This window comes from Bacillus sp. LBA3-1-1.1 (assembly GCF_040676495.1).
Lineage (GTDB): Bacteria > Bacillota > Bacilli > Bacillales > Bacillaceae_G > Bacillus_A > Bacillus_A nitratireducens.
In genome coordinates this window covers 108883-121053 of sequence record NZ_JBEGIB010000006.1, presented here as the reverse complement: position 1 = coordinate 121053, position 12171 = coordinate 108883, and the positions used below count along the sequence as shown (strand labels likewise).

The following is a 12171-nucleotide window of genomic DNA, read 5'->3' as shown; positions in this document are numbered from 1 at the left end:
TTTCATAATCAAGAAAGATGAGCTTTGCACACAATGGTTAAGTTTTATCTTGCAAAATGCATTGCATTTTGCAGGAATTAGCACCTATTCAGTTTGTATAAACTGAGGTTGCTGGGCTTCAAAGGGCCGGTCCCTCTGCCTCTCTTGATAAAGGAATATTTAGTTTTAATATTTTGATTTTTAAATATTTGAATTGTAATTCATTTCCTTTTTTTAGTGCAATACAAAATAGGTATTCACCCAAATAAAGTTGCTCGCATATTGTAGCTTATGTAAATAGAATGCTGCGAAGGAGTGAGTGCAGTGACAGGTAATGTATTGAATTATTATGCCGGTGGAAATACAGCTAGAGGATTTCATAATTTATACGAAGAGAATTTAAAAGGGCTAGACAGGTTGTTTATTTTAAAGGGTGGTCCAGGAACTGGGAAATCTTCTTTAATAAAGGCAATAGGTCGTGAATGGGCTGAAAAAGGATATGATATTGAACTTTTGCATTGTTCTTCTGATAATAAGTCAGTTGATGGAGTGATTATCCCAAAATTAAAAGTAGGAATTGTTGATGGAACATCACCGCATGTTATTGAGCCCAAAATGCCAGGGGTTGTGGAAGAGTATATTAATTTAGGAGTTGCTTGGGACTCAGATAAATTAAGAAAGCAGAAGTTAGAAATTGAACGATTTGTATCAGAAGCGAGCAAGGCTTTCCAATCTGCTTACGGATGTTTTAAAGAGGCATTAGTTATACACGATGAGTGGGAGAAAATATATATTAATAATATTGATTTTAACAAAGCAAATGAACTAACAGATCAGTTGATTCAGAAATTATTTACAGATAAAAAGGGGAAACAATCGATTGTGAAACATCGGTTTTTAGGAGCTGCTACACCGAAAGGAGCAGTTGATTTCGTTCCTAATTTAACAGAAGGATTACCACATCGTTATTTTATAAAAGGACGCCCTGGTTCAGGAAAATCAACAATGCTCAAAAAGTTAGCGCAGGCAGCAGAAGAAAAAGGGTTTGAAGTTGAAGTATATCATTGCGGATTTGATCCGAATAGTCTTGATATGGTTATTGTAAGAGAATTAGGATTTGCAATTTTTGATAGTACCGCACCACATGAATATTTTCCAAGTCGCGTGGGTGATGAGATTATAGATATGTATGCTCTTATTGTTACACCAGGGACGGATGAAAAATATGCTAAAGAAATTCGTGACGTTTCCATTCAATATAAGGCAAAAATGAATGAGGCGATGTCTTTCTTGGCAAAAGCGAAATCAGTTCGTGATAAATTAGAACGAATTTATATTGCTGCTATGGATTTTTCAAAAGTGGATGCATATAAAGAGGAAATTCAAAAAGAGTTTGAACGAATTACCGCTACTGTAATTGAAAAGAGAAAGTAGGCTTTATTGAACTGTCAGAAAATTTCTGGCAGTTATTTTAGTATGTAGTAAAATTAGTAATATATTTGTCGAATTTCCAAGGAAATAATCAAAAAATGGGGATGGTATGAAATGAGAGGGAGAATTGAATTAGAGCTAGAAAGAATTGAACAAGAGAATGATGTGAAAATTTTATTTGCAGTGGAATCAGGGAGTCGTGCTTGGGGATTTCCATCGAAAGATAGTGATTATGATGTTAGGTTTGTTTATATACATCCAGTAGAATGGTATTTATCAATTCATGATAAACGAGATGTAATTGAATATCCGATTAGTGATGATTTAGATATAAGTGGCTGGGATATTAAAAAGGCTTTGCAGCTATTCGCAAAGTCAAATCCAGCTTTACTTGAGTGGATTCGATCACCAATTTTTTATTCGAAAAACTCTAATTTTCCAGAGCAACTTCAACAAATGAGTGAAAAGAATTTCGATCCAAAAGCAACGATATATCATTACTTACATATGGCGTCGAAAAATTATCGTGAATTTTTGCAAGGTGAGAATGTAAAGTTGAAAAAGTACTTTTATGTATTACGTCCTATTTTAGCTTGTAAATGGCTAGAAGAGAAAGGGACATTGCCCCCAGTAGAATTTGACCGGTTAATTACGGAACTATCAGTAGAGCGTAGTGTATTGAATGAAATTGAAAAGCTACTAATAAAGAAAAGGGCGGGTACTGAATTAGATATTGGATTGAAAATTAATGTGTTGAATCAATTTTTAGAGGAACAAATTAATTATTATCAACAATATGTGAAAGGAATTAAAAAGGGATTGGGGATCGATATTGAGAGTTTGAATACACTATTTCGAGATATGCTGTTTGAAGTATATGAAAAAGAGCACAAGTGAGTTTGTGCTCTTTTTTATTTTGTAGGAGTAAAGAAAACCGATATAGCTGCAATAAGACCCGCAAATGAGGATAAGTGAAAAATTCCATGCCAATTTATATTGCATTGTCTATTCGTTATCAACTCGTTTTAATGGTTGATCTGCAGGACCTTCAATAACGTCGCCCTCAATTGAAAAACGGGAACCATGGCAAGGGCAATCCCACGTACAATCACCGTTATTCCATTCAACTTCACAGCCAAGGTGCGTACAAGTGGTGTCGACGATATGTAATTTTCCTTCTTTATCTTTATAAGCACCTGCTCGTTTACCGTTGACATGTACAACAGATCCCTCGCCAACTTCAAGATCTTCTGGTTTACGTAATGCGGTTTCAATTTTCCCTTCAATTAAATGTTTAGCAACATCAATGTTCTGAGAGAGAAATGTTTTTATATCTGGGTTTGCATGAAAGCGTGATGGTGCAAACAGCTCTTTATATGGGCTGTGAACTTTTAGAATGGAGTCCTTCAGTAAATGAGCTGCAACAGTTCCTGTTGTCATGCCCCATTTGCGATATCCAGTTGCAACAAATATATTTGGATTCCTTTCGTTAATATGTCCGATATAAGGAAGCTTATCTAGAGTGATTAAATCTTGTGCTGACCATCTATAGGGAACTTCATCTACTCCAAAAGTAGCTTCAGCAAAGGAATATAGTGCATCGTAATGAAGCATCGTATTAATTCCTTGTCCTGTTTTATGGCTCTCTCCGCCAATTAATATCAACTTTTCTCCATTGCTTGTCATATAACGTAAGGAGCGTTTTGGATCATCGATGCTTAAATACATGCCGCCCGGATAATCCGTTTTTGCTTTTATTGCGAGAGCATAGGAGCGTTCTGCATACATTCGCGTAAAGAAAAAGCTATTAGCATCATAAAAGGGAAAATGTGAACAAGAGACAATATATTTACAAGTGATGCGATGGTCACCCTTTGTAATTACTTGTGGATAATCTCCTTTTTCCACATCAATAGCTGTTGTTTGTTCATAAACCTTTCCGCCCATCTCCACAAACTTTTCTAAAAGTGTTTTTAAATAAAGGAGGGGGTGGAATTGCGCTTGATTTTTCATCACAAGTGCAGATTGTATGGGAATAGGAATCGGCAGGGATTGAACATATTCACAAGGAATATTTAATTTTTGATAGGCTTCATATTCTTTCGTTAAATTTCGCAGGCCATTATCGGTAGTTGTATATAAATACGAATCTTCATTTGTGAAATTACAGTCGATTTTATATGTTTGCACAGTGCCACTTATGAATTGTAGAGCATGATTATTTGATTCATAGTAAAGCTTGGCCTTTTCAACACCGAAATGATTTATTAATTCGTCGTAAATAAGATCATGTTGTGCTGTTACTTTTGCGGTTGTATGCCCAGTTGTTCCATTTAAAACAGAGCCGGAATCAATTAAAACGACTTTCATTCCTTCTTTAGCGAGTAAATAGGCGGTGGTAATGCCTGTAATGCCAGCGCCGATAACAGCAACTTCTGTCTTTATATTTTCGGATAGATGAGGAAAAGTAGGCAATTGAGTAGATTCAATCCAATAGGATGATGGTAACTGTGGAAATGTGTCATCTGTCATTTTGGAAACCTCCTAAATTAGAACAATTTTCCTTTTAATATTTCCATATTATATGGAATTCATGTATGTTGTTTTCGTAGCATTCTATTTTTATTAAACGAAAGATAAAATTATTTTAATATAATTATTTTATTAGGGGCAGTATGAAGAAGTAGGATTTATATAAAGCTCAATTCAAATGATTCGATTTGTTGATTATATAGAGAGTTCTTGAATAGGATAGAGTCTATGATGTTTAAGTGGATGTGTATATATAGCGGATAAAGCCTTATGAAATCTATGTTTTTTCTTTAGTGAAATAAAGTATAATTATAAAAATATAACCAACTTTTATTACTAGGTCATAAAAGTTGTTGACAATATAGAAATTCTATTGTTATGATTCATCATGTGGAAAGGTTGATAGAGAGTAAAAAGAGAAATGTTTTTCATTAATAATAAAAGCGAAAAAATAAGTGACGATAGAGTGAGTATATTTTCCTTATAATAGATGCTTTTTTAATCACCTAGTAAAATCAATCTGGAAGCAAGAATTGATATATGTAAGTTGCGCAAGGCGCGGCATAAGAAAGGGGCAAAAGGATGAAGGAGCTTCATACGTTTGGGTGGTATGCAGCACGTGTATCACCACATTTGCCGAAAAAAGCATTTAAACCAGTTCCTACTCGTTTATTTGGTGGACTGGCTTATTTGCTTGTGGCATTGGCGGGGTTAATATCGATTGGTGTATTTGAATTGAATGTGTGGGCTAATCTAGGAATTGCGATTGTTCTTGGATTATGTTTTGCTTCACTTGGGTTTTTAGGACATGAAATTTTACATGGAACTGTTGTAAGAAAGGCATGGCTTCGTGATTTCTTAGGCGCGATTGCATTTATGCCATTATCAACAGGCCCTAAACTTTGGAGAAAGTGGCATAATGCAACGCATCATGTTCATACGCAGCATGAAGAGAATGATCCAGATGCATGGCCGACACTTGAGAAGCTAAAAAAGAGTAAGTTTCTGAGTTGGGTATATCGTATGCCTCTTCATGTACGTTCATTCTTTAGTTTTCTGTCATTAACAATTCAATTTACATTGCATTCGACTCGAATGTTCTTTCATTTTATAAAAGAATTTAAGTCATCCAATCAAAAATCTGTATGGCTTCAACTTCTTTTGCCTTGGACAGTTTGGATTAGTTTATTGTTTATTATGGGACCTGGAAAATGGTTATTTGCATATGTGATTCCGTTGTTAATTGCTAACTTCATTGTAATGGCATATATCGCAACAAATCACCGCTTAAATCCAATTGTTCCAGTAAATGATCCTTTAGCAAACTGTTTATCAGTAACAGTGCCGCGCTGGGTAGACGTTTTACATTTCAATTTCTCATATCATACGGAACATCATCTGTTTCCTGCTATGAGCTCTAAATACTATCCGTTAGTAAAAGATAAAATTAAAGAAATGTGGCCGGAACGCTATCATGAGATGCCAATGACCAAAGCTTTGGCAGCGCTATGGAATACACCACGTGTGTATTATCAAGGAAGTGAATTAGTTGATCCGCATAGGGAGCATTTCTATGGTTCTTTAGGAAATGGACTAGACCCTCATAATATTTCATATCGTGAGGATCATATAGAGGAAAAAGAGAGTATTAAAAAAGTAAATCAATAATAGATATATTTTACGATGAAAAAGCAAGCTCTTTTAGAGCTTGCTTTTTGTTATAAAGAAACTTCTTTTTTGTTCTTTGCCTTGACTTGTATAGAGTTAGTTTCTTTTCGTTGTAGTCGTTTTTCTAAAAGATTAACAAGGTAAGTGAATAGAAGAACAAGTGCGAGATAATATACACCAACGATTATATATGTATCTAATTGTTGGAAGTTACCTGCGGCAATGGATAAACCTGATCCCCATAATTCGGACATTCCTACATAAGCAACGAGTGAAGAATCTTTTAATCCAATGATGAATTGGTTCCCTAGAGGAGGAAGCGATAGGCGAAATGCTTGTGGTAATATAATACGGCGCATCGCTAAAGGATAAGGCATACCTAAAGAGCGAGCGGCTTCTAATTGTCCTCGGTCAACGGATTGAATTGACCCTCGGAAAATTTCAGTAATATATGCACCGTTATGAATTGCTAAAGCAATTGCGCCTGCCCAAAAAGGGGTAAAAACAACAACGGATGTAATCCCAAAATAGAGAATGGCAATTTGAACAATTAAAGGTGTACCACGAATAATGGCGATATATACATGAGCAATACTATTTAAAACTTTATTGTTAGAGATTCGAAAAAAAGCGACTAGTAATCCAATTATTGAACCGAGTAATAGGGATGTTAGTGTTAATTGTAATGTGACTATAGTAGCCTTTAAGAGTGTGGGATAGGTAGAGATAAAAATTTCAAACATATGTGTCACCTCATATTGTATGGATTTTAGTAGGGAATGAAATACCCCACATGGAAAGTGGGGCATCATTTGTGAAATCTTTGAATAGCTAACTTACTTCGTTTTTTCCTCTTCTCCAAGAATATTACGCCCAAACCATTTTTCACTAATTTTTTCATACGTGCCGTCTTTGATAATTTCATCTAAAGCTTTATTTACTTTCTCAACCATTTCTTTATCATCTTTACGAATAGCAATTCCCATTTCATCAAGGTTTAATGGTTTGCCAGCTTCTTTTATATTTGATTTTCCTTCTTTAATCATTCGAAGACCAACCATTTGATCAGTGATCACTGCATCAACACGTCCAGGTTCTAAGTCCATAAGTGCAGTAATATCACTATCATATTCTGTAATTTGATCTGTATGTTTTGCAACAAGAGTTTTAAAGGTACTGGCTTTTACAACACCAATTTTCTTACCTTTCAAATCTTCTGGAGAAGAGATAGATGTATTCTTTTTAGCTACGAAAATCTGGGCCCCAGAGCGATAATATGGGTTTGAGAAACTAACAGCTTTTAATCGTTCTTCTGTAATGGCCATACTTCCTAATATCACATCATATTTTTTTGATTGTAGACCTTGAATTAACGTTTCCCATGGATTTGTAACGGGAACAGGTTTCATTCCCATCTTTTTCGCGAGAGCTTCACCTATTTCTACATCAAAACCGACAAGCTTTCCGTCATTTTCTTTATAATTAAAAGGTTTGTATAAACCACTCATCGCATAACGAAATTCCTTTTCACCATTAGATGAAGTAGTAGAGCTTTCCTTGCTACAGGCTCCTAGTATGAAGGATGTACACAGTGTAATACTCGCAACAATAGTTAATAGTTTTCTTTTCATAAAACCCCTCCTATATATTGATCATACGGATGGTTTTAAGTATGTTATCGAGATATTTTATTTGGATGATTAGTTGTGCGCCGTATGACTGTATTTCTTTTCGTTTGAAACAGAAGTTACATTATAAAACGTTGCGTAAAAATTGCTTGGCCCGTTCATGTGATGGAGCTGAAAAGAATTGTGCGGGAGGAGCTTCCTCCACAATCTTCCCGTCATCCATAAAGATGACGCGGTCAGCTACATCTCTTGCGAAATTCATTTCATGAGTAACAATAACCATTGTCATTCCTTCTTCAGCAAGTTCTTTCATAACTTGCAACACTTCTCCAACAAGTTCAGGGTCTAAAGCTGAGGTAGGTTCATCAAATAGCATAATTTTAGGATTCATGGCAAGAGCTCGTGCAATCGCAATTCGTTGTTTTTGACCACCGGAAAGGAGGTGGGGAGTTACATCTGCTTTATCTTGTAGGCCAACTTTTTGTAGGAGTTGGTTTCCAATTTCCCTTGCATTTGCTGTCTCTAATTTTTTTACGTGAATAGGTGCTTCTGTGATGTTTTCTAGTGAGGTCATATGAGGAAAGAGGTTAAAGTGCTGAAAAACCATACCGACATTTTCACGGACTTTGTTTAAATTTGAATGCTTTGGATCAATTCGTTCACCTTGTAAATGAATTTCACCTTCATCGTACATTTCTAAAAAGTTAAGACAGCGAAGTAATGTACTTTTGCCGGAACCACTGGCACCGATTAAAACAACAACTTCTTTTTCTTTTACTTCTAAATCAATTCCTTTTAAAACATCAAGTGAACCGAATGATTTTACTAGATTTCGAACTTGAATCATACAAAACCCCCAGTCAAAAATATATTTTACAAATGTTGCCCCTTATTCCTGTAATTAGTCATAAATTGTCAGAATCCTTTATTTTTTTGGCGAGATTTGATATTCAAGGAAATTATGATTTTTAAAATCTCAATACCTTTCTATATCGAAAATACGGATGACAATATATAGATAGCACTTATATTGCTTATAAGAAGGGGAAAGAAGAGATGGAAAAAGAAAGGAAAACATTTTCCTTTGGTTTACGTATACGGCCTATGCTATTTACGACAGCTTTAGCTTTAATTACATATTCAACAAGTTTATTTTTTATTTACGTTATATATGATTATTTTCAAAGTTATGTAAGTCAAACTGTTTATAATATTATCGTTATGTTATTAGGTGTAGTATGGTCTGGAATTTTAGCATATGGAGCAGCAATTTTTTTAATTAAAACACTTCGGAAGTTGGAAGAAGCTGCAAGGAAAGCGACGGAGGGTGATATTCGGGAAGATGTCCCATTACCAAAGATGGATGATGAAATTAAGTCTTTAAGTGTTGCATTTAATAGGATGCTAGGAAATTTAAGAGGTATGGTAAAAAATATTGATACTACATTTTTGTATGCAAATAATCAAGTTCAGAAAATTAGAAAACAAACAGGAGAAGCAACGAAGCAAGCAGCTGATTTGAAACAAACGATTGAACGATTTTCGATGTAAAAAGGAAGAACAGTATTCTGTTCTTCCTTTTTACATATGGAAAGGAGGAATGCTTTGTTGAAAACGAAAAACATTACAAGGGTCATATGCTGTCTTCACTTTACGCAATCTTTGAAAGTTAGGGCCATAATAACTAGTTTGCCAATTTTTAATGTCGATATCGGGCCAATTGACATAGTCACCTAGTGTATAAGGATCTAAGCTCTCTCTTAAATCTTTAACCCAGCGTATATTTTGATTTTCTTCATCATCGCATTTCCAAGAGGTAATGTATTCTTGCGCAATAATTGCTTTACGATGGAAATAAGCTGTTTCATTAGGCGAAATGTTTTCTACAGCACCTATGAGCGATTGGTGCCAAATACTCGCATCTTTATTTGGTGCATGAGAAAGAAAATATTGCATGATTTGAATGCCTTTAAGAGGGATAGGTTTATATACGTATGAACCGGAGCGCTTGAAGTTTTCAGGGATGTTACCACTGTTAAAAAATTCAACAGCCTTTATATAAGGAACTTCATCTATAAAGAGAGAGGGGGTACCAGTTTCAAGAAGAGGAGATAATAAGGAATGGAGTTCAGAGGGAGAGCCAACAAACTCACCTTGTGCTTCAATTTTATTTCGTTGCTTTGCGAATAATTCAATTGATGAAGTGAGCCGTTCGTCTATATAAGGCGCCCAGTTTTGCCAAGCTTGAAATGCAGCGATAAAATCATCCCATTCCCATGTAATTGAGAAGATTGATACATTTTTTATAGGATGTACTCGAAAAGTTAAAGAAGTAACAATTCCGAAGTTTCCACCACCACCACCGCGGCACGCCCAAAACAAGTTAGGATTTTCTTGTTCGTTTGCACGAATGATTTTTGCGCCAAATTTACCGCACGCTTGTACCATTTCAACTTCTACTAATTGATCACATGTTAATCCAAATAAGCGTGAAAGCATACCGATACCACCGCCAAGTGTTAATCCAACAATTCCAACACTTGCACTTGTACCAGCCGGTATTGTAACACCATAATTCCAAAGCTCTTTATAAGCAGTGCCAAGATTTGCACCAGCTTCAATTGTTGCTGTTAATTTATCTGTATTAACAGTAATGCGATGCATTTCACTCACATCAATAATAAGTCCTCTATTTAAAAGAGAAAAATTTTCATAGCTATGACGTCCGCTTCTTAAGCGAAATGGTATATGACGTTCACGAGCCCATTTTAATGCGTTACACACATCATTTTTATTTTGGCAAAAAACAATAATACAAGGGAGTTTTGGAATACTTAAATTTAAATTCATTCGGGCCACGCCATAGTCAGGATCTGAAGGTACGACGACACGACCGGTTAATTTTGTATGTTTCAATTTATAGCTCCTTCCTAAAATAATTCAGGCTTTTTATTAATATATGAAAAAGGTCTGTAATACGCGTGGACAAGGAGAGGAGAAGAATGAGATTTGCCTTGGCGAGAAATAAATAAAGCATAAGAATAAGGAATCTACATAGAGTTCAATGAAAACAGTTGCAAACTATTCATATTTTGTTATGATAGTGTTACGAAAACGTTTGCATAAAATTCCGATGGGATGCAAAAGGAGAGAATTAGTATGAATAAGACATGGTGGAAAGAAGCAGTTGCTTATCAAATTTATCCACGAAGCTTTATGGATTCAAATGGTGATGGTATTGGAGATTTACAAGGTATTATTGCAAAGCTGGATTATTTAAAAGATTTAGGTATAGATGTAATTTGGATTTGTCCAATGTATAAGTCGCCTAATGATGATAATGGTTATGATATTAGTGATTATCAAGATATTATGGATGAGTTTGGTACAATGGCAGATTTTGATGCTTTACTAGATGAAGTTCATAAGCGTGACATGAAGCTTATTATTGATTTAGTTATTAATCATACGAGTGATGAACATCCATGGTTTATTGAATCTCGTTCATCTAAAGACAATCCGAAGCGTGATTGGTACATTTGGCATGATGGTAAAGATGGTGCGGAACCAAACAACTGGGAAAGTATTTTTAATGGTTCGGCATGGGAGTATGATGAAGTAACAGAACAATATTATTTACATTTATTCTCACGTAAACAACCAGATTTAAACTGGGAGAATAAAGAAGTTCGTGAAGTGTTATACGATACAGTTAATTGGTGGCTTGATAAAGGGATTGATGGTTTCCGTGTTGATGCAATTAGCCATATTAAAAAAGAAGATGGCTTCAAGGATATGCCAAATCCAAAAGAATTAAAATATGTACCATCTTTTGATAAACATATGAATGTGGACGGTATTCAACCTTTATTAGAAGAGTTAAAAGAAAACACATTCTCTAAGTACGATATTATGACTGTTGGTGAAGCAAATGGTGTTAAGATTGAAGATGCTGAGCTTTGGGTTGGAGAAGAACAAGGTAAATTCAATATGGTATTCCAGTTTGAACATTTAAGCTTATGGGATGCAGAAAAGAAGAAAGACCTTGATGTTATAGGATTGAAAAAAGTATTAACGAAATGGCAAAAAGGATTAGAAAATAAAGGATGGAACGCTTTATACATCGAGAATCACGATAAGCCACGTATCGTTTCAACGTGGGGAGATGATAAACAATATTGGCGTGAAAGTGCAACAGCTCTAGGAGCGATGTATTTCTTTATGCACGGTACACCGTTTATTTATCAAGGACAAGAAATTGGTATGACAAATGTTCAGTTACCAAATATTGAAGATTACGATGATGTAGCAATTAAAAATTTATATCGAGAGAAAATTGCAGAAGGTGTATCACATCAAGATATGATGGAAATTATATGGGCTTCTTGCCGTGATAATTCACGTACACCTATGCAGTGGAACGATGAGATGAATGCTGGTTTCACAACAAGTGCACCTTGGTTTGGCATGAATCCAAATTACAAAGAAATTAATGTTGAAAAGCAAAAAAATGACGAAAAGTCTATTTTCAATTTCTATAAGAAAATGATTGCCTTGAAAAAAGAGCACGATGTATTGAATTATGGTACGTACGATTTACTTTTAGAGGACGATCCACAAATTTATGCGTATACACGTACGTTACAGGATGAAAAAGTCATTGTAATTAGTAATATCTCAAAAGAGGAAGCTGTGTATAATGAGGGTTCATTTGCACTAGAACGCAAACGTTTGCTTTTAAATAACTATGAAGTTGCGGAAAATGAACAAGTAACTTCAATCACGTTAAAACCTTATGAAACAAGGGTTTATCGCATTTCATAATAAAAAAGGATGCTCTTAGAGCATCTTTTTTTATGAAAAAAAATAAATTTCTATTGCAAAGTGAAAACGCTTTTATTAAAATAGATTTATGAAAACGGTTGCGTAAAGA

9 protein-coding genes, 1 pseudogene and 1 riboswitch are annotated in these 12171 nt (G+C 34.9%); of the genes and pseudogenes, 5 read left to right on the top strand and 5 right to left on the bottom strand.

What is annotated here, in order from left to right:
- Positions 1 to 41 precede the first annotated feature (41 nt).
- A riboswitch (SAM riboswitch) is annotated at positions 42 to 154 on the bottom strand.
- 149 nt (positions 155 to 303) lie between these two features.
- Both MRBLBA3_RS07295 and MRBLBA3_RS07290 read left to right on the top strand, forming a co-directional pair.
- A complete protein-coding gene (locus MRBLBA3_RS07295; RefSeq protein WP_000147457.1) occupies positions 304 to 1413 on the top strand; it encodes a PRK06851 family protein in 1110 nt (369 codons plus the stop codon).
- A gap of 111 nt (positions 1414 to 1524) precedes the next feature.
- Entirely contained in the window at positions 1525 to 2307 is a 783-nt protein-coding gene (locus tag MRBLBA3_RS07290; protein WP_001214900.1) for a nucleotidyltransferase domain-containing protein, read from the top strand.
- Between the two features lie 108 nt (positions 2308 to 2415).
- Here the strand turns inward: MRBLBA3_RS07290 and MRBLBA3_RS07285 are convergent, their stop codons facing one another.
- Positions 2416 to 3942, bottom strand: a complete 1527-nt coding sequence (locus tag MRBLBA3_RS07285; protein WP_363380453.1) for an FAD-dependent oxidoreductase — start codon at positions 3940 to 3942, stop codon at positions 2416 to 2418.
- Positions 3943 to 4524: 582 nt separating this feature from the next.
- Here MRBLBA3_RS07285 and MRBLBA3_RS07280 point away from each other — a divergent pair.
- Entirely contained in the window at positions 4525 to 5610 is a 1086-nt protein-coding gene (locus tag MRBLBA3_RS07280) for a fatty acid desaturase family protein (protein ID WP_000661218.1), read from the top strand.
- 50 nt (positions 5611 to 5660) lie between these two features.
- Here MRBLBA3_RS07280 and MRBLBA3_RS07275 read toward each other — a convergent pair whose 3' ends face one another.
- The 3 genes from MRBLBA3_RS07275 to MRBLBA3_RS07265 form a co-directional block, all read right to left on the bottom strand.
- Entirely contained in the window at positions 5661 to 6353 is a 693-nt protein-coding gene (locus MRBLBA3_RS07275) for an amino acid ABC transporter permease (protein WP_000461539.1), read from the bottom strand.
- 93 nt (positions 6354 to 6446) lie between these two features.
- A complete protein-coding gene (locus MRBLBA3_RS07270; RefSeq protein WP_363380448.1) occupies positions 6447 to 7241 on the bottom strand; it encodes an ABC transporter substrate-binding protein in 795 nt (264 codons plus the stop codon).
- A 121-nt stretch (positions 7242 to 7362) separates the two neighbouring features.
- Positions 7363 to 8085, bottom strand: a complete 723-nt coding sequence (locus tag MRBLBA3_RS07265) for an amino acid ABC transporter ATP-binding protein (protein ID WP_000616933.1) — start codon at positions 8083 to 8085, stop codon at positions 7363 to 7365.
- Positions 8086 to 8294: 209 nt separating this feature from the next.
- On the opposite strand from MRBLBA3_RS07265, the pseudogene MRBLBA3_RS07260 reads away from it, so the two are divergent.
- Positions 8295 to 8783: pseudogene (locus MRBLBA3_RS07260) on the top strand (HAMP domain-containing protein); the annotation flags it as partial.
- Positions 8784 to 8819: 36 nt separating this feature from the next.
- Here the strand turns inward: MRBLBA3_RS07260 and MRBLBA3_RS07255 are convergent.
- A complete protein-coding gene (locus tag MRBLBA3_RS07255; protein ID WP_363380445.1) occupies positions 8820 to 10154 on the bottom strand; it encodes an FAD-binding oxidoreductase in 1335 nt (444 codons plus the stop codon).
- 243 nt (positions 10155 to 10397) lie between these two features.
- Between MRBLBA3_RS07255 and MRBLBA3_RS07250 the strand changes: the two genes are divergently transcribed.
- The gene (locus tag MRBLBA3_RS07250; RefSeq protein WP_001044712.1) at positions 10398 to 12062 is read left to right on the top strand and encodes a glycoside hydrolase family 13 protein; all 1665 of its coding nucleotides are present in this window, start codon (positions 10398 to 10400) and stop codon (positions 12060 to 12062) included.
- Positions 12063 to 12171 lie beyond the last annotated feature (109 nt).